We start from the raw sequence: 19,064 nt of genomic DNA, 5'->3' as shown, positions 1-19,064 counted from the left end.
GAGGGCCGCACTTCATGTTCTACGCCATCCCGCTCGAAAACAAACCGAGCTGGCACAACCCGCCGTGGATGACGGTGCTGCTGATCCTCTTGAACATGATCGTGTTCTGGGGTCCGCAGCGCAGCGAAGACAACGGCCGCGAGCGCGCCGCGCAGTTCTACGTGCAGAGCGTGCTGCCTGAACTGGAGCTGCCACCCTTCGTCGAGTGGCTCGAGAAGACCGACCCGAAGCGCGGCAAGACGGCGCGCCGCGCGCTGCGGCATGAAGAGGCCTACCCGCAGCTGCTCGAAGCGCTGCAGAACGACCAGCCCTTCCTGAAGAAGCTGCGCGCCGACGAGGTCGTGACGCCCGCGAACCCGCGCTTCGACGAGTGGCAACGCGAACGCCGCCAGTACGAGGCGATGCTGCCCGCGCCTTTCACCGAGCGCTGGTCGCTCGACCAGAACAAGGGCGCCGCGTTCAAGCCCTGGACCTGGATCACCGCGGCCTTCCTGCACGCCGACACCGGCCACCTGCTGGGCAACATGCTGTTCCTCTTCCTGTTCGGCTTCTCGGTCGAACTGGCGCTGGGGCGCGGCACCTACCTGTGCTTCTACCTGCTCGGCGCCGTCGGCTCGTCGCTGCTGGCCAGCTGGGCCTATGCCGGCAACGGCGGCCATGGCCTGGGCGCCTCGGGCGCGATCTCGGCGCTGATGGGCATGTACGCCGTGATGTACCGGCTGCGGCGCATCCGCTTTTTCTACCAGCTGTTCTTCTATTTCAGCTACGTCACCGCGCCCGCCCTGCTGTTGCTGCCGGCCTGGATCGCCAACGAGCTGCTGCAGCAATGGATGGGGGACCAAGGCGTCGGCTACATGGCCCACCTGGGCGGCCTGCTGACGGGCGCCGCGCTGATGGCCGGCGCCATGTGGCTGGGCCGCGTGAAGACGCCCGAGACCGTGAAGTCGGAAATGGTGACCGACGACCACCGCTTCAACCAGCACGTGGCCGCGGCGCGCAAGCTGTCGGCGGCGATGAAGTTCGAACCCGCGTGTGCCGAATGGCGCGCCGCCGCCGCCCTGCGCCCCGGCGACACCGACACGCTGCGCGCCTGGTTCAACACCGCGCGCCTGCAGCCCGCCAGCGACGACTTCCACCAGGCCGCGCGCCGCATCTTCCGCCTGCCCGCCACCGATGAAGACACGTTGGCGCTGCAGCACAGCAGCTTCACGACCTACCTCGACCAGGCCAAGCCGGGCGTGCGCCTGAAGCCCGACGACATGGCCCGGCTGGCCCGCCGCTTTGCGCGCATCCGCCAGTTCGGCGACGCCGACAAGCTCTGCCGCATCCTGCTGAAGACCGCGCCCGACCACCCCGAGCTGGCCGACACGCTCTCGGTGTGCGCCAACGGTCTGCTGCACGCGGGCGAACGCGAGCGGGCGATGGGCCTGCTGCCGCACCTGCTGCGGCTGGCGCCCAACGACATGGTCACGCGCGCGTTGCAGCGCACGTAAAAAACCCGGCGCGAGGCCGGGTTCGGTTGACGAAGCGCCGCAGCGCTTACTTGTCGTTGTGCAGGTACGTCGCCTGCTTCGGCAGCAGCAGGCTGACCAGGAAGGCCACGCCCATCATCGCCGTCACGTACCAGTAGAAGTACGACTCGTGGCCGATCGACTTCAGGCCCAGCGCCACGTACTCGGCGCTGCCGCCGAAGATGGCGTTGCCCACCGCGTACGACAGGCCCACGCCCAGCGCGCGCACTTCGGGCGGGAACATCTCGGCCTTCACGATGCCGCTGATCGAGGTGTAGAAGCTCACCACCGCCAGCGCCAGCGTGATCAGCACGCCGGCCATCAGCGGGCTGCTCACGCTTTGCAGGTTGCTCAGCACGGGCACCGTCATCAGCATGCCCAGGGCGCCGAACAGCAGCATGTTGCTGCGACGGCCGATGCGGTCCGACAGCGCGCCGAACAGCGGCTGCATGCACATGTACAGGAAGAGGCAGGCCGTCATCACGTTGCTGGCCGTCTTGATCGACATGCCGGCCGAGTTCACCAGGTACTTCTGCATGTAGGTGGTGAAGGTGTAGAAGATCAGCGAGCCGCCGGCCGTGTAGCCCAGCACCACGAGGAAGGCGCGCTTGTGGTGCTTGAACAGCTCGGCGACGCTGCCGGCGCCCTTGGCGGCGCGGGTCTTGGTGCTGGCGGTCTCGGTCAGCGTGCGGCGCAGCATCAGCGCCACGACGGCGGCCAGGGCGCCCAGCACGAAGGGAATGCGCCAGCCCCAGGCCTTGAGCTCGGCCTCGGTGAGCAGCTGCTGCAGCACCACCACGGCCACCACGGCCAGCAGCTGGCCGCCGATCAGCGTGACGTACTGGAACGACGAGAAGAAGCCGCGCTGGCCGCGCATCGCCACTTCGCTCATGTAGGTGGCGGTGGTGCCGTACTCGCCGCCGACCGACAGGCCCTGCAGCAGGCGCGCGGCCAGCAGCAGCGCGGGCGCCCAGGCGCCGATCTGCGCGTAGGTGGGCAGGCAGGCAATGATCAACGAGCCCACGCACATCATGACGACCGAGGTCACCATCGACGTCTTGCGGCCCTTGCGGTCGGCCAGCCGGCCAAAAATCCAGCCGCCGATCGGGCGCATCAGGAAGCCGGCGGCGAACACGCCGGCGGTGTTCAGCAGCTGGACCGTCGGGTCCGACTTGGGGAAGAACGAGGGCGCGAAGTAGATCGCGCAGAAGGCGTAGACGTAGAAGTCGAACCACTCCACCAGATTGCCGGACGAGGCGGCAAAGATGGCGAAGATGCGCTTGCGCTTTTCCTCGAAGGTGTAGGGGGTGGTGTCGCGGGTCGCGTCCGGGCTGGAAGCGCCGGCGCTCGTGCTGCTGCTGGCAATGGCGGTCATGCGAGGGGGTCCTTGTCTCTGGCTTCAGCCCCCGCGAAGCCCGCGGAAAGCCGTGCCGGGGAGTCTGGTCCGCCGGGGGCGCGCTGTCGTCCGTAGGCCCCCGCCGCGGGACTGCGTACCCGTACGCAGGGGTAAACCCTAAGTTCTAGAGCCCGTGCTCACGCAGGAAGCGGTCCAACTCCAGGCTGCTCGAAAAACCCAGCTTCGCGAACATGTGCGCCCGGTGCGTTTCCACCGTGCGCAGCTCCAGCGGCGCCAGCTCCTGCGCGATGCGCTTGTTGGGCAGGCCTTCGGCCACGAGCCGTGCGACCTGCATCTCGCGCGGCGTGAGCTTGGCCCACAGCGCCTGCGCGGCCTGCCGGGCCTGGCGGCGCACGGCGACCTCTTCGGCCTTCTGCAGCGCCTTGGCGATGCTGTCGAGCAGGCGCTCGTCGTTGCAGGGTTTTTCCAGCCAGCCGAAGGCGCCGTTCTGCACCGCCTCGACCGCCATCGGAATGTCGCCGTGCCCGGACAGGAAGATCACGACCAGCGGGCTGTCCTGCGCGCGCAGCGCGTCGAACACCTGCAGGCCGCTCATGCCTTCCATGCGCAGGTCGAGGATGGCGCAGCCCGGGCGCTGCAGGTCGGCGCCGGCCAGGAAGGCCTCGCCCGAGGCAAAGGCCTGCACCGCATGGCCGCGCGACAGCAGCAGCAGGCCCAGAGAACGGCGCACGGCCTCGTCGTCGTCGACGACGCACAGGTGGTTGGCAAGCAGGGGTGCGTTCACGGGGAAGCCTCCAGTTCGAGGGTGAAGACCGTGCCGCCGCCGGGCCGGTCGGCAAAGGACAGCCGGCCGCGGTGGGCCTCAACGATGGTGCGGCAGATGTTCAGGCCCAGCCCGAGGCCGCCGGCCTTGGTGGTGAAGAACGGCGCGAAGACCTGCTCGGCCAGCGCGGCGTCGATGCCGGGGCCGTGGTCGGCGATGCGGATGTGCACGCGCCCTTCATGCAGCTCGGCCTCGACCTCGACCACGCGCCGGTCGGGCGGCGTGCCCTGTTCCATCGCCTGCAGGCTGTTCGACAGCAGGTTCAGCAGCACCTGCTCGAGCAGCACGCGGTCGCCGCGCACCGGCGGCAGCGCGGGCGCCACGCGCACCTCGGCGCGCACCTGCCGCTGGCGCATCTCGCCCTGCAGCAGCGCCAGCACGTTGGCCACCAGCGCGGCCACCGCGCAGTCTTCAGTGCCGGCGGTGCGCTGGCGCACGAAGCCGCGGATGCGCCGCACGATCTCGGCGCTGCGCTTGGCCTGCGCGACGGTCTCGTCGAGGCTGCTGGCCAGCAACGACTGGTTGCCCTGCTCGGCGAAGGCCTTGGCGGCGCTGGCGAAATTGCTCAACGCCATCAGCGGCTGGTTGAGTTCGTGGGCCAGCGTGGAGGCCATCTCCCCCAGACTCGCCAGGCGTTGTGCGTGCTGCAGCTGCTCGTCGTTCTGGCGCTGGCGCAGCTCGGCGCGCTTCTGCTCGGTGATGTCGACCACCGAACTCATCCAGCCGCTGTGGCGGCCGTCGGCGTCGATGAGCCGCGCGGTGTAGACCATGGTGATGACCTCGTGCCCGTCGCGGTGCCGCAGCCGCGACTCGAAGCCGGAGCGCGCGGGTTGCCCGCTCATCATGGCCTCGTAGTGGAACCAGTGCTGCGTCACGTCGTCGGGGTGCCAGTAGGGGTACGGCGGCAGCCGCCCCAGCAGCTCGTCGGCGCCGTAGCCGGTCATCTCGCAGAAGGCCGGGTTGACGTAGATGATGCGGCCCTGCAGGTCGCGTGCGCGCATGCCGACCAGCAGCGAGTCTTCCATCGCCTTGCGGAAGGCGTGGGCCTGGTCCAGCTCGTGGGTGCGCTCGCGCACGCGCAGCTCGAGGTCGCGCCGCGCGTCGCGCTGCTCGGCAAAGCGGCGCTCGCGCAGCCGCCAGTACAGCGCGCCCAGAAGCAGCACGCCGGCGCCCAGCAGGCCGAGCATCCAGGTGCGCTCGCGCGCGCGGGTGACTTCGGCGTGGTCGGCCATCACCGTCAGGGTCCAGCCCAGGTCGGGCAAGGGCTCGTCGACGGCGAGAAAACGGCGCGCCTTGCCGCCGACCGTCGTGCGCACCAGGTAGCCCGGCGCGTCCTCGATGGGCTCGACACGCCACGGCAGCGGCGCGAAGCGGGTGTGCGCGCCGTACTGCTGGTCGTGCGCGATGCCCGCCAGGTCGGCGGGGCTCAGCGGCCGCGTGGCCTGGTACATCCAGCCCGGCACCGAGCTCAGGAACACGATGCCGCGCGCGTCGGTCAGCAAGATCGGATCGCGCACGAAGGCCCAAGCGTCGTGCAGCTGGCGCAGGCTCACCTTGACGGTGATCACACCCAGCACCTCGCCCCCACCGCCCTCGGCACGCACCGGCGCCGACATGAACAGCCCCGGCTCGCCCGTGGTCTGGCCCACGCCGTAGAACAGGCCGTGGCGCCCGGCCCGCGCGTCGAGAAAGTACGGCCGGTTGGCGTACGACTCGCCCACGAAGCTCTGCGGCGTGGCCCAGTTGCTTGCGGCCAGCGTGAGGCCCTGCGGGTCGGTCAGGTACAGCGCGTCGGAGCCCGCGAGGCGGTTCACTTCCTCGATGTAGTGGTTGGCGCGCTGCCGCGTGGCGGGGTCCTGCGGACGGGCCAGCACGGCGAGCACGTCGGGGTGCATGCCGGCGGTGAACGGCAGGTAGCCGTACTTGCCGGCGGCATCGCGCAGGCCGAGCACGTGCACTTCCATGGCGCGGCGGATCGAATCGGCCTGGAAGTTCGCCTCGCGTCGCGCGGCCCACTGGCCGGCCACGGCGATCAGCAGCAAGACCAGCGCGAGAACAGCCGCCCAGGCCACCAGCGCGCGGCGGCGGGAGCGCGTCGGCGATGGGGAAGCAGGAGCAGGAAGGGACGGTTCGGGCGTGAGGGGCGGCATGGGAGGCGGGTCCGCAGGTCCGGCCGGCGCGGCGTGCGGAATTTTGCCCTGATCCGTGGGCCGGCCTCCCGTCAGGCCGCCGGCCGCAGCAGCCAGCGCACTTCCTGCGTCTGCTCGCTCTCCGGGTAGCGGGCCTCGAGCGTCGTGAGGATCGGTTGCGCCATGTCCGCGCGGCCCAGCCCCTGCACCAGCGCACGCGCGGCCAGCTCGTAGGCCTGCGGGATCGCCGCGTGGCCGCGGAAACGCTTGTCGAAACCCGACAGCAGCGCGAGCGTGCCGTGGGCGTCGCCGCCGCGCCATTCGGCGCGGGCCATGGCGATGACCATGGCCGGGTCGTCGAGCACGAAGGTCTTGTCGATCGTGCGGCAGGCCTTGAAGACTTTCAGCGCGTCCGACGTGAGGTCGCGGCGCATCAACAGCGGAATGAAGCGGCGCGCGTGGTCGAACAGCGTGTCCTTCTTGTCGGGCATGAGCGCCAGCACGCGGTGGTAGCGGCGCTGCGCGGCCAGGTCGTCGGCGTCGGCGGTGCGCTGCGCCTCGTAGGCAATGCCCAATGCGGCGGCCAGGTCGCCGTCGGTGATGCACTGCGCCACCTCGGCGTCGGTGCGCTGCGCGGCGATCTGCGCGGGCGTGCGGCGGTCGGCCGGCGCGCCCTCGTCGGCACCTGCGCCGGGCACGAGGTCGATGCCGAAGGCGTCGTGGTGCTGGTACATCACGTAGCCCAGCAGGCTCGCCATCACCCAGCCGAAATAGATGAACGCGAAGTTGACGATCGGCAGCACGATGCGCCCGTCGAACACCGGCAGCACCATCGAGATCGCCACCTGCGCGCCCGTGCTCAGCAGGAACAAGAAGAAGCACAGCAGCGCATAAGGCCAGCCGATGGTGCGCATCGCGTCCATCACGTAGGCCGGGTTCATGGCCTGGAAGAAGCTGCCCGACTGCACCAGCACGATGACCGCCGCCGGGAAGGTGAAGGACATGATGAACAGCCCCACCGTGCCCAGCACCGGCTCGTACCAGGCGAGCCAGCCGATGAGCATCGTCTGCACCAGCGAGATGGCAAAGAGCTTCCACGGCAGGTAGGTCCACTCGTCGCTCGATTCGCGGCCGAAGTCGGCCGAGTCGCGGATGCCGCGCGCGCCCAGCGCAATGACCTTGAAGCCGTAGCGGCTGGCCGCCAGGATGATGCCAACCTCGATGACGATGAAGGCCAGCGCATCGGGCAGGAAGAACACGGCCTCGAACAGCAGGCTGCAGAACGACAGCACCAGGCCGTAGGCCAGCGGCCGCAGCTGGAACGGAAAGGCGAAGAAGCTGTTGAGGCGGTGCCAGAACGGCGGGGGCGGCGGCAGGGAGTCGCGGTCGATCATGGCGGGGCCTGTTCTGCTGGCGCGGCTACTTGCGGAAGAAATCGCTCTGGCTCATCGCGCCTGCGCCGCCCAGGCGCACCACGGTGACGCCATTGGAATGCACGAGGCGCATCTGGCCGAGTTCGCGCTCCAGCCGCTGGGTGAAATTGCTCTTGTACTGCAGCACCGACTCGCCCATCTTCAGCACGCTGGTGCCGGTGACGGTCGCGCTCTTGCGGTCGGTGGCCACTTCGATGCTGTCGATGTGGTAGTCGTACTCGATGGTGAGGATGCCGCCCATGCGGTCGCCGACGGTGCGAAACAGCTCGATGTTTTCCTTCACCGAGTCGCAGGCTTCGTCGCGGTTCTGGGTGGTCTCGAGGGTGCGGCCCATGGCCGTGACCTTGCTCTCGATCACCGCCTTGCGGCTGAGCTTCTTGCAGATCGCATCGGCGTCGCGCGAGTAGATGGCGTGGGCGTCCTTCTGGTAGTAGTCGCGCACCATCGCCTCGTCGAGCTTGCGGCCGCCGACAAAGAAGAACCACGCGCCCACGCAGAGCGCGATCACGATCGCAATTTGCTTCATTCCCGCCCCCGCGCGCACGCGGTCCCACTCCGTTTTGCGGCGCAGTATACGTTGCCGAATGTTTCCAGACGGCGGCGCGGCGGGGGCTCAGCCGGCCTTAGATGGCGCGGTAGAAGATGTAGTCGGCCTGGTACTTCACGACCTGTTTCTGGCCCATGTTCGTGGCGCCGCAAGCGGCGGCAGGGGCCACGCCGCCCTGCGTGGCCACGCGCTGGATGTAGCTCACGCCCTGCATGGCGCCCATGCCTGTGGCGGGGTTGGCCTTCACCAACTGGTGGGGAATGTTGCCGGTGCCGTTCGGCGCCACCGCCACCTGCGTGGCCGTGACCTTCGAGCCGTCTGCGTTCTCCCAGGTGGCGGGCGGGCCGTAGTACGTGCCCACCTGCTTGCCGGCGCGGTCCGTGAGCTTGGCGTCGGGGCCGACGAACACCCATTCATGCTGGCCCGGCGTGTTGGCCTTGGCGCGGCATTCGTAGGTGATGTCGCCGGCGCCCACGGTTTCCATGGCCACGCGGTGGCCGGCGGGCACTTTCACGGCATCGGGCAGGCTGGCCTGCGAGAACATCGGCAGGGGCTTGGCGCCCATGCCGGAACAGGCGGCCAGGCCAAGCGCCGCTGCAAGGGTGGAAGCCAGGACGGTCAGGGTGCGGATGTGCATGGTCGTTTCCTTGGTGTCTGATCGGTGGTGAAAAAGAAAGAGCCGCCGTCTGGAGTTCTGCATGTCGACGCCCCCCTGCCCCCTGTACGCAGCCCGACGCCCGTTGGATTCAGACCGGTCGCACTGAATCCGCCGACGCGGCCGGGCCGTACCTCGGACATGCGCACCGATGCCCCACAATCCGCCGATGACCGCACCCAGCCCCGACGCCGAACTGATGGCGCTGATCGACCGGATCGGCCATCGCGACGAAGCCGCCCTGCGGCAGCTGTACGACCGCACCTCGCCCCGCCTCATGGGCCTGGCGATGCGCGTGGTGCGCCAGCGCGAATGGGCCGAAGACGTGCTGCAGGAGTCCTTTCTCACCGTCTGGCGCGTGGCCGGCGACTACCGCGCCTCGCTGAGTCCGCCGCTGGCCTGGCTGGGGCTCATCGTGCGCAGCCGCTCGCTCGACCTGCTGCGCCGCCGCACCGCCGACCGCGCCCAGCTCACGCAGGAATTCGACGAGCTGATGGCCGACACCTTCGAATCCGACACGCCCAACCCGGCCGACATGGCCGATGCGAGCGAGCAGGCCTGGGCGCTGCACCAGTGCCTGAGCCAGCTCGAGGGCCGCCAGCGCGAGGTGGTCAGCCTGGCCTACCTGCGCGAGCTGAGCCACAGCGAGCTGGCCGAGCAGCTCAAGCTGCCACTGGGCACCGTGAAGACCTGGATCCGGCGCGGGCTCGACAAGCTGCGCACCTGCATGGGCCGCTTCGCCTGACCACGAGACCCGCCCCATGAACCTCCTTGCCCATCCCGAACTGCTCGAACTGCTGGCCGCGAGCCATGCGCTCGGCACGCTGCGCGGCGGCGCCCGCCGCCGCTTCGAAACCCTGGCGCGCGAGCAGGCGCCCGTGCGCGCCGCCGCGCTGGTCTGGCAGGGCCGGCTGGCCGGCATGACCGAGCTGCAGCAGCCCGTTACGCCCGACCCGGCCGTCTGGACGCGCATCCGCAACCTGATCGACGCCGAGCAGGCGCAGCAGGCCCTCGCGCGGCAGCGCGACGCCGCCACGCCCATCACCGCACCGGCGACCACCACCGGCGGCTGGCTGCGCAGTCTCGCGCTGTGGCGCGGCGCCGCCGCGGCCGGCGCGCTCGTGGCCGTGCTGGCCGTGGGCGTGGGCCTGAACCTGCGCGAGCAGCTGATCAACGCACCCGCCGTGCAGTACGTGGCCGTGCTGTCCGACGACAAGGCCGCCGCCTCCATGCTCGTGACCTTCGACCCGAAGAAGAAGCAGCTCGTGCTGCAGCGCGTGGGCAACTTCCGCGAAGGCACCGACAAGTCGCTGCAGCTGTGGGCCCTGCCACCCGGTGGCGCGCCGCGCTCGCTCGGCGTGCTGGACAATGCACCGGCGCTGCGGCTGGCCGCCTCGGAATCCGATGTGCGCGTGCCGGCGCTGGCGATCAGCCTGGAGCCCAAGGGCGGCGTCCCGAGCGCGGGCGGCCCGACCGGGCCCGTGCTGTTCCATGGCCCGCTGATCGAAAAAACGCTCTGATCCTGTCCTGAATTTCCTGCTTCTGTCCGTTCGATGCCTTCGATGAAATCCGTCCGCGCGGCGGCGCTGCTTCTGGCAGCCGCCCTCGCCTTCACCGCCCAGGCCCAGACCGCGGCCGCCGCCTTCCCCTACGAAGCCGATGGTTCGACGGCCGCCGACACCGCCCCCGCGTACCTCGCCGCCAAGGCCCGCTGGCACAACGAACTGGCCGCCTTCGCGCGCGCCGACCAGGAACGCTTTCCGCAACCCGGCGGCGTGGTGTTCGTGGGCAGCTCGACCGTGCGCATGTGGACCCGCCTGTCGCAGGATTTTTCCCGCGTGCCGGGCGGCATCGTCAACCGCGGCTTCGGCGGCTCGACGCTGGCCGACTGCGCCCTGTTCGCGCGCGACCTCGTGGTGCGCTACAAGCCCCGCCAGGTGGTGCTCTATGCGGGCGACAACGACCTGGCCGAAGGCCGCACGCCGCTGCAGGTGCTCGACAGCTTCGCGCGTTTTGCCAACACGGTGCGCGCCGAGCTGCCCGACGTGCGCATCAGCTTCATCTCGGTCAAGCCCAGCCCATCGCGCGAGCAGCTCATGCCGCAGATCCGCGAGACCAACCACGTGATCTCGGCCTACCTGAACCTGCTGCCCAACAGCGAGTACATCGACATCCACACGCCGATGCTCGGCGCCGATGGCCGCCCGCGCCCCGAGCTGTTCCGCGGCGACCGGCTGCACCTGACGGACGAGGGTTACCGGCTGTGGCAGTCGGTGGTGGCGCCGCACCTGCCGATGCCGCCTTCGGTGCCGACCTCACCTGCCAACGCGCCCTGATCAGGGCGGCGGCAGCAGGTCCTGGTATTCGGGGACCGTGAAAATTTCCAGTTCTGGGAACTTGCGCACCGCCTCCTGAATGTTCTTCAGCGTTTGCGCCATGCGAGCACGCACCTCGTTGCGCACCCAGGCATGCTCGTCGGCCGGCAGACCGGCCAAGTGGTAGTCGCTCGGCGCGCAACTACGCAAAAACCCCTCTGCCCTCGATTCGGCCTCGCGCAACCGCTCCGCGTGCAATTGGGCTATCAACTGGGCAATGTCCGCCTCCGGTGACGCCTTGCGCAGCATGTTCACCGCGTTCATCACGGGTCCGCCGCTGGCGAATGATGCCGGGTGGCATTGGACCCACGACAAGAACATCCGGTCGGCCACTGACTGACGATCGAGCCTGCCGAGCCCCTCCCGCTCGATGATTCTGTTCAGTTGTCTCGCCGCGTCGGCCTTCCCGTGCTCAGCTGCCAACCAGCGCCAAGGCAGGCTCTTGCGTAGACCGACATCACGGGCGACAAAGATCCCGATCCATTCGTAGGCGGGCGGATAGCCCTCTCTCGCCGCGGAAAGAAGGCCATCCATTGCGCGCGCATAGGTCGTGGTACCGATCTTCGAGCCACCCAACAAGCGTCCGGAGTCGCGGTGCACACGGCCGAGGGTGGAGCCGCTCTCGCCGAGTGCGATTTCGCAGTCCCCCCAAGAGACCGCGCTGTAGCAATCCAGCCACCGCTGCACTTCCTGCTGCACCGCCTCCGGCAGCGCCGAATGCGCCGCCGCGCCCCACGCCAGCACGCAGGCCAACAGTGCACGTTTCCAAAGCACGGAATCGATCATCGCCCTCTCCCTCTTCTCAAAAAATCGAGTGGCGCCCCGACAGGCGCCTACGCCGGCGCAGGCTGCGAAGGCACGTCGTCCGCCGGCGGCGGCACGTCGGCGCCGCGCGTGAAGCGCGCCACGAAGTACATCCCCGCGAACACTACCGCCAGCAGCAGGCCGTCGCCCCACCAGGGCCGCGCCATCTGGTTGTCGCCGTAAAAGGCCAGCACCAGCAGCACCGCCACGAGGTGCGCGCAGAACACCGGCAGCGAGGCCGAGCCCATGGCTTCGAGCCAGTGCAGGCGCGGGATCTTGCGCATGAGCCAGGGCCCGAAGCCCACCGCCAGGATGCCGAGGGCGACGAGGTTCACGATCCGCAGCGGGCCGAGCTGCCACTTGTCGAACAGCAGGTTCATTTCCACATCGCCGCCGAACGGCGCCTGGCCGTTGATGCCGGTGTGGCGCCAGTAGAAACCGTAGAGCGCGATGCCCGCCGCCAGCACCAGCAGCCAGGCCGGAAAGCGCAGCGGCCGGGCGTCGGGCGCGTTGCGGCTGGCGCCCAGGCACAGGCCGGCGAACCACAGGAACTGCCAGGCGTAGGTGTTGAAGGCGCCCATCTCGTGGAACGGCACCGGCACGCCGAGGTAGCGCACCGCCAGCCCGTAGACCCATTCGCTGAGCCCGAACTGCGCCATCGCCCAGACCGTGGCGCTGGCCACCATCACGAGCGTCCAGCCGTGGCGCATGGCGAAGGCCAGCACCCACGGGCTCATGAGCATGAAGAAGATGTACATCGGCAGGATGTCCAGCAGCGGCGGCTCGTAGATCAGCAGCAGCCCGAACAGGAAGCCGTCGCGCGGCTCCGCCAGGTAGTACGACACGAGGTTCTTGACCGCCGGCTGGTCGATGTGCACGCCGAGCGCCGCAATCACCGTGAACAAGAAGAGCAGGATCGCCGCCTGGCACAGGTAGACCTTGAGCACGCGCCGCCAGAAGGCCTGGCGCATCGAGTCGACGCCGCGCACGTGGCCGATGCGGCTGTAGACCAGCCCCGCCACGAAGGCCGACAGCAGCACGAAGCCCTCGGCGGCCGACACGAAGCCAAAAGGTTGACCCAGCGGATCGGTCAGCCGCGTGGGCAGGTGGGTGACGGTCATCAGCACGAGCATCAGCCCGCGCAAGGCGTCTATTTCCCAGTAGCGTTTCATTCGGTCGGCGGCGAGGTCTTGGTGGCGGTCTGCGCAGCGCACGCACGACGTCTGCGATTGTAAGAAGACCGGCGTACGTCAACAGAACGCGCGCTCAAAGCACGCACGGCCTATGACGCTTGGCACTCCCGAAGCGCCACGCAAATCGGCTACGCTGCGCGCTGCCTCAAGGTGGAGAACTCCGTGAACCGTTTCATTCCGACATTGCTACTGGCCGCCGGCACGCTCGCGGCGGGCCCGGGCCATGCACTTCAGATCACCAGCCTGACCCCGCAGGGCGAAGTGGCGCGCGTGCGCCAGGTCGTCGCCAAATTCGATCAGGCGGCGGTCAACTTCGGCGACCCCAAGGCGCCCGCCCCGCTCACCGTGAGCTGCTCGGACGCACAGGCCGGCAAGGGCACCGGCCGCTGGACCGACGCCAAGGCCTGGGTCTACGACTTCGAGAACGACCTGCCGCCCGGCGTGCGCTGCTCGGTCACCCGCATTCCCACCTTCAAGCCGGCCGGCGGCGGCGAGCTGACCGGCCCCGAACGCTATCAATTCAATAGCGGCGGCCCGTTCGTGCGCAACTACATGCCGGGCACCTATGCCCGCATCGACGAGCAGCAGATGTTCGTGCTCGAGCTCAACGGCGCGGCCACCATCGACAGCGTGCGCCAGAACGTCTGGTGCGCGGCCGACGGTGTCGGCGAACGCATTCCGGCCAAGCTGCTCGAGGGCGAGGCGCGCACCGAGCTGCTCAAGGCCTTCCACCGTGAGAAGGAAGCCGCGAAAGACCCGCTGCGCTTCATCACGATGCAGTGCAACCGCACGCTCACGCCGGGCGCCAAGGTGCAGGTCGTCTACGGCAAGGGCGTGGCCACGCCGTCGGGCGTCGCCAACGCCACGGAACGCCGTTTCGATTACCAGGTGCGCGAGCCCTTCGCGGTGTCGTTCAGCTGCGAGCGCGAGAACGCGCAGGCCGCCTGCCTGCCGCTGCGCCCGATGCAGCTGCAGTTCAACGCACCGGTGACGCGCAAGGTGGCGTCGCAGATCGAGCTCAAGGGCGACGGCAAGACGATCAAGGCCACGCTCGAGAGCGGCGGCGGCTCGCAGAACGACGACGACGTGGTCAACAGCGCGAGCTTCGGCCCGCCGCTGGCCGAGAGCGCGCAGTTCAGCATTGAGCTGCCCTCCGGCTTCCAGGACGCCTCGGGCCGCCCGCTGGGCACGCCCGGCAGCTTTCCGCTGAAGGTGGCGACCGGCGCGATGCCGCCGCTCGCCAAGTTCGCCGCCTCGCCCTTCGGCGTGATCGAGCGCCTCGCCGAACCCGACACCCCGGCCATGATGCCGGTCACGGTGCGCCGTGTGGAGCCGCAGCTCATGGTGCAGGCCCTCACGCCCGGCAAGGTGAGCGACCTCAACCCCAAGACCGACGCCGAGATCATTGCGTGGTACCGCAAGGTGCGCCGCTACGACAACTACACGATCAGCCGCGACACCGCGCGCCGCGACGTGAAGGGCGCCCTGCCCCCGGTGATCGACAAGAACGAACGCTCGCACGTGCAGACCCGCATGCTGTCGCTGCTCGGCGGCCAGCCGGGCGTGAAGGCGCTCGACATGCCCAAGGCCGAGAGCGGTGACCCGCGCCCGTTCGAGGTCATCGGCATCCCGCTGACGCCGGGCTTCCACGTGCTCGAAATCGCCTCGCAGAAACTCGGCGAAGCCCTGCTCGACGAACGCTACAACGCCGGTCGCACGATGTACGTGCGCACCACCGCGCTGGCCACCAACCTGGCCGTGCACTTCAAGCTGGGCCGCGAGAACTCGATGGCCTGGGTCACCACGCTCGACAAGGGCAAGGTGGTGGCGGGCGCCGAGGTGCGCGTGTCCAGCTGCGACGGCAAGGCCGTGGCCACCGGCACCACCGACGCCAGCGGCATCGTGATGCTCAACGGCGTGTCGCCCGATGCGCCGAGCTGCAACGGCCCGAACGAGTACGAGACCAGCGCCTGGTTCGTGAGCGCGCGCGCCAAGGACGACAAGGGCGTGGAAGACCTCGCCTTCACCTGGAGCGACTGGCAGCGCGGCATCGAGCCCTGGCGCTTCAACGTGCCCACCAGCCTGGACGTGCGCCCCGACGGCATCGCCCACACCATCTTCGACCGCACGCTGCTGCGCGCCGGCGAAACGGTGTCGATGAAGAGCCTGCTGCGCACGCAGACCAGCAAGGGCTTCGGCCTGCCGGCAGACCGGCCCGACACGCTGGTCGTCACCCACATGGGCAGCGGCCAGCGCTTCACGCAGCCGCTGGCCTGGCGCAAGACCGCCACCGGCGGCCTGAGCGCCGAGAACAGCTTTGCCATTCCGCCGGCCGCCAAGCTCGGCGTGTACCAGGTCGAGCTGCGCTCCGGCGATGGCACCAGCGACGAGGGCAACAACCGCACCTACTCGACCGGCATCTTCCGCGTCGAGGAGTTCCGCCTGCCGGTGCTCGAAGGCCGCATCGCGCCCACCGAGAAGAAACCGCTGGTGGCCGCCACGAGCGTGCCCACCGACGTGCAGATCAACTACGTGGCCGGCGGCGGCGCCGCCAACCTGCCGGTGCGCGTGTCGGCCATGGTGCGCGGCAAGGGCCTGAGCTTTTCCGACTACGACGCCTTCAGCTTCAACCCGCCGCGCGCTTCCGGTGATGGCAGCGAAGCCGCCACCGCCGCCGACACGGGCGCCGGCGAGGAAGACCTGAACAGCGTGAACGACACCCGCGTGATCGCCGACAAGCTGCCGCTCACGCTCAACAAGGACGGCGCCGGCAAGGTCACGATCGACAAGGTGCCTAAGGTGAAGGCCGCGCGCGAGCTGTTGCTCGAAGCCACGTACGCCGACCCGAACGGCGAGGTGCAGACGATCCGCAGCACGCAGACGCTGTGGCCCGCATCGGTCATCGCCGGCATCAAGACCGAAGGCTGGGTCTCGACCAGCCAGAAGCTCAAGTTCCAGGCGCTCGCGCTCGACCTCACGGGCAAGCCCCAGGCCGGCGTGACGCTCAACGTGCGCGCCGTGGCGCGCATCACCACCACCAGCCGCAAGCGCATGGTGGGCGGCTTCTACACCTACGACAACAAGACCGAGACGAAAGACATCGGCACCGTCTGCTCCGGCAAGAGCGACTCGCGCGGCCTGCTGCTGTGCGAATCGGAGCTGAAGGAAGCGGGCGAGGTCGAACTCATTGCCAGCGCCACCGACAGCGACGGCCGCAGCGCCAGCGCCGTGAGCTCGGTCTACGTGACCAAGCAGGGCGAACTCTGGTTCGGCGGCGAAGACAACGACCGCATCGACGTGCTGCCCGAGAAGAAGAGCTACCAGCCCGGCGAGGTCGCCAAGTTCCAGGTGCGCAGCCCATTCCGCTTTGCGACCGCACTGGTGGCCGTGGAACGCGAGGGCATCATCGAGACGCACGTGGTGCAGCTCGACGGCAAGGACCCGACCGTCTCGCTGCAGGTCAAGCCCGAGTGGGGCCCCAACGCCTACGTGAGCGTGCTCGCGCTGCGCGGGCGCCTGCGCGAAGTGCCGTGGTACAGCTTCTTCACCTGGGGCTTCAAGGCGCCGCGCGAGTGGTGGACCGCCTTCTGGTACGAGGGCAAGGAATACGTCGCGCCCACGGCCATGGTCGACCTGAGCAAGCCTGCCTATCGCCTGGGCATGGCCGAGATCCGTGTCGGCACGCGCGCGCACCAGCTCGACGTGACCGTCACCAGCGACAAGCCCAGCTACCCGATCCGCAGCAAGGCGCAGGTCACCATCACCGCCAAGCTGCCCGACGGCAAGCCGGCCGCCGGCGCCGAAGTGGCGCTGGCCGCGGTCGACCAGGCGCTGCTGGAGCTCATGCCCAACGACAGCTGGAACCTGCTCAACGCGATGCTGCAGCGACGCAGCTGGGGCGTGAGCACCTCCACCGCGCAGATGGAAATCGTCGGCCGGCGCCACTACGGTCGCAAGGCCGTGCCCGCGGGCGGCGGCGGCGGCAAGGGCCAGACGCGCGAACTGCTCGACACCCTGCTCGTGTGGAACCCCAAGATCGTGCTCGACGCCAACGGCCAGGCTGTGGTGACGGTGCCGCTGAACGACGCGCTCACCACCTTCAAGATCGTGGCCGTGGCCGATGCGGGCACCAGCCTGTTCGGCACCGGCCAGGCCAGCATCCAGGCCACGCAAGACCTGCAGATCATCAGCGGCCTGCCGCCGCTGGTGCGCGAGGACGACCAGTTCCGCGCGCAGATCACCTTGCGCAACACCACGCAGAAGCCGATGAAGGTCGAGGCCACGCCGCGCGCCACGCTGCTCACGCTCGAAACGCAGACCGTGGACATTCCGGCCGGCGAATCGCGTGAAGTGGCCTGGAACGTGACCGCGCCCGCGCAGCTCGCGCAGACGCGTGCCGAAGCCATCCTGTGGGAGATCGAAGCGAAAGACACGGTCGGTGGCGCGCGCGACGCACTCAAGGTGCGCCAGCGCATCGTGCCCGCCGTGCCGCTCACGGTGCAGCAGGCCACGCTGGTGCAGATCGACGGGCCGTTCACGCTCGACGTGGCACCGCCCGCCGACGCCCTGCCCGGCCGCGGCGGCCTGAAGATGTCGCTGCAGCCCAAGCTCGCCGAAGGCCTGCCGGGCGTGCGAGACTGGTTCGCGAACTACCCCTTCAGCTGCCTCGAACAGAAGACCAGCAAGGCGGTCGGCCTGCGCGACGCCAAGATGTGGCAGGGCGTGCTGGCCACGCTGCCCACCTACCTGGACAGCGACGGCCTCGCCAGCTACTTCCCGCCGCGCGACGGCGAAGCCAACCGCGGCAGCGACATCCTCACGTCGTACCTGCTCGCGGCCACGCACGAAGCGGCCCAGCTCAACCCGGCCTTCGCGCTCGCCGACGACGCGCGCGCGCCGATGGAATCGGGCCTGATCGCGTTCGTCGAAGGCCGCGTCACGCGCGAGTTCTGGAGCCCACGCAAGGACCTGGACGTGCGCAAGCTCGCCGCGCTCGAAGCGCTCTCGCGCTACGGCAAGGCCAAGGGCAGCATGCTCGGCAGCATCACCATCGCGCCGAACCAGTGGCCCACCAGCGCGGTGATCGACTGGCTCAACATCCTCAAGCGCGTGAACGACGTGCCGCAGCGCCAGCAGCGCCTGGACGAAGCCAACAACGTGCTGAAGGCGCGCCTCTCGTACCAGGGCACCAAGCTCATCTTCAGCACCGAGCAGGACGACTACTGGTGGTGGCTCATGACCAACGGCGACGTCAACACCGCGCGCCTGCTGCTCACGGTGATGGAAGACCCGAGCTGGAAGGACGACATCGGCAAGCTCGCCAACGGCTTCATCGGCCGCCAGCAGAACGGCGCCTGGCACACCACCACCGCCAACCTGTGGGGCGGGCTCGCGCTGGAGAAATTCAGCAAGGTGTTCGAGAGCACCCCGGTGGCCGGCGTCACGGCCGCCACGCTGGGCGCGGTGAAGGCGCAGGTCGACTGGAGCAAGGTCGAGCGCGTGAAAGCCAGCGACGCGTCCGGTGCGCCGAACCAGACCACCATGTTCGGTGCGCCCGCCTCGCCGGGCAACCTGCGCAACAACACGATGTTCCTGCCGTGGTCCGCGTCGCCGTCGGGCGCACCCGTGCGCGACACGCTGCTGGTCACGCAGCAAGGCACCGGCAAGCCGTGGCTCACGCTGCAGTCGCTGGCCGCCGTGCAGCTGAAGGCACCGTTCGCGGCGGGCTATGCGCTCAAGAAGACCATCACGCCGGTCGAGCAGGCCGTGGCCGGCAAGTACACGCGCGGCGACGTGCTGCGCGTGAGCATCGAGGTCAACGCCAGCACCGACATGACCTGGGTCGTGATCAGCGACCCGATTCCGGGCGGCGCCACCATCCTGGGCAGCGGCCTGGGCCGCGACTCGCAGATCGCCACGCAGGGCGAGAAGAAGAGCGGTTCCGGCTGGCCGGCGTTCGAAGAGCGCAGCTTCGAGGCCTTCCGCAGCTACTACGAGTACCTGCCCAAGGGCGTCGTGAAGATGGAATACACCGTGCGCCTGAACAACGTCGGCGACTTCGCGCTGCCGCCGAGCCGCGTCGAAGCGATGTATGCGCCCGAGATGTTTGGCGAGACGCCGAATGCGCGGGTGAAGGTGGAGGCGGCGAAGTAACGCAGCCACTGAGGAACAACGGTGAAGGCGGGCCGTCATCCCGCCTTCACCCGTCCTCGTCACCATCGCAGCGAACCCACTACT

The 19,064-nt window shown here is 69.1% G+C and carries 13 protein-coding genes; 5 read left to right on the top strand and 8 right to left on the bottom strand.

Going from position 1 to position 19,064, the window contains the following annotated elements; translation table 11 throughout:
* The first annotated feature begins 14 nt into the window (after positions 1 to 14).
* Positions 15 to 1,493 carry a rhomboid family protein gene (locus IG196_RS05955; protein WP_192195405.1) on the top strand — a complete coding sequence of 493 codons (1,479 nt, stop codon included), beginning with the start codon at positions 15 to 17 and terminating at the stop codon, positions 1,491 to 1,493.
* A 46-nt stretch (positions 1,494 to 1,539) separates the two neighbouring features.
* Here IG196_RS05955 and IG196_RS05950 read toward each other — a convergent pair whose 3' ends face one another.
* The 6 genes from IG196_RS05950 to IG196_RS05925 all read right to left on the bottom strand — a co-directional run bounded on the left by IG196_RS05950 (position 1,540) and on the right by IG196_RS05925 (position 8,437).
* Positions 1,540 to 2,886, bottom strand: a complete 1,347-nt coding sequence (locus IG196_RS05950) for an MFS family transporter (RefSeq protein WP_192195404.1) — start codon at positions 2,884 to 2,886, stop codon at positions 1,540 to 1,542.
* 145 nt (positions 2,887 to 3,031) lie between these two features.
* Positions 3,032 to 3,652 carry a response regulator transcription factor gene (locus IG196_RS05945; RefSeq protein ID WP_101493265.1) on the bottom strand — a complete coding sequence of 207 codons (621 nt, stop codon included), beginning with the start codon at positions 3,650 to 3,652 and terminating at the stop codon, positions 3,032 to 3,034.
* The gene (locus IG196_RS05940) at positions 3,649 to 5,841 is read right to left on the bottom strand and encodes an ATP-binding protein (protein ID WP_192195403.1); all 2,193 of its coding nucleotides are present in this window, start codon (positions 5,839 to 5,841) and stop codon (positions 3,649 to 3,651) included. Before IG196_RS05940 ends, IG196_RS05945 begins: the two co-directional genes overlap by 4 nt.
* A 71-nt stretch (positions 5,842 to 5,912) precedes the next feature.
* Positions 5,913 to 7,214: a hypothetical protein gene (locus tag IG196_RS05935; RefSeq protein ID WP_192195402.1), complete on the bottom strand. Its 1,302-nt coding sequence runs from the start codon at positions 7,212 to 7,214 to the stop codon at positions 5,913 to 5,915.
* Positions 7,215 to 7,239: 25 nt separating this feature from the next.
* The gene (locus IG196_RS05930) at positions 7,240 to 7,779 is read right to left on the bottom strand and encodes a hypothetical protein (protein WP_192195401.1); all 540 of its coding nucleotides are present in this window, start codon (positions 7,777 to 7,779) and stop codon (positions 7,240 to 7,242) included.
* A 97-nt stretch (positions 7,780 to 7,876) separates the two neighbouring features.
* Entirely contained in the window at positions 7,877 to 8,437 is a 561-nt protein-coding gene (locus tag IG196_RS05925; RefSeq protein ID WP_192195400.1) for a DUF3455 domain-containing protein, read from the bottom strand.
* A gap of 187 nt (positions 8,438 to 8,624) precedes the next feature.
* Between IG196_RS05925 and IG196_RS05920 the strand changes: the two genes are divergently transcribed.
* The 3 genes from IG196_RS05920 to IG196_RS05910 are packed head-to-tail and all read left to right on the top strand — an operon-like array spanning position 8,625 to position 10,791.
* Positions 8,625 to 9,200, top strand: coding sequence for an RNA polymerase sigma factor (locus IG196_RS05920; RefSeq protein WP_225616938.1), 576 nt, complete (start codon positions 8,625 to 8,627; stop codon positions 9,198 to 9,200).
* Between the two features lie 16 nt (positions 9,201 to 9,216).
* Entirely contained in the window at positions 9,217 to 9,975 is a 759-nt protein-coding gene (locus IG196_RS05915) for an anti-sigma factor domain-containing protein (protein ID WP_192195399.1), read from the top strand.
* A 42-nt stretch (positions 9,976 to 10,017) separates the two neighbouring features.
* The gene (locus IG196_RS05910) at positions 10,018 to 10,791 is read left to right on the top strand and encodes an SGNH/GDSL hydrolase family protein (RefSeq protein WP_192195398.1); all 774 of its coding nucleotides are present in this window, start codon (positions 10,018 to 10,020) and stop codon (positions 10,789 to 10,791) included.
* Here IG196_RS05910 and IG196_RS05905 read toward each other — a convergent pair whose 3' ends face one another.
* On the bottom strand, positions 10,792 to 11,616 hold the full coding sequence (locus IG196_RS05905) for a hypothetical protein (protein ID WP_192195397.1): 825 nt from the start codon (positions 11,614 to 11,616) through the stop codon (positions 10,792 to 10,794).
* Positions 11,617 to 11,663: 47 nt separating this feature from the next.
* Positions 11,664 to 12,806: an OpgC domain-containing protein gene (gene opgC, locus IG196_RS05900; RefSeq protein ID WP_192195396.1), complete on the bottom strand. Its 1,143-nt coding sequence runs from the start codon at positions 12,804 to 12,806 to the stop codon at positions 11,664 to 11,666.
* A 183-nt stretch (positions 12,807 to 12,989) separates the two neighbouring features.
* Here opgC and IG196_RS05895 point away from each other — a divergent pair, with 183 nt between their 5' ends.
* On the top strand, positions 12,990 to 18,980 hold the full coding sequence (locus IG196_RS05895) for an alpha-2-macroglobulin family protein (RefSeq protein WP_192195395.1): 5,991 nt from the start codon (positions 12,990 to 12,992) through the stop codon (positions 18,978 to 18,980).
* Positions 18,981 to 19,064 lie beyond the last annotated feature (84 nt).

The organism is Variovorax sp. 38R, from assembly GCF_014843395.1.
In the GTDB taxonomy this organism is placed as follows: domain Bacteria; phylum Pseudomonadota; class Gammaproteobacteria; order Burkholderiales; family Burkholderiaceae_C; genus Variovorax; species Variovorax paradoxus_H.
This window is presented reverse-complemented; position numbering and strand designations above follow the sequence as displayed.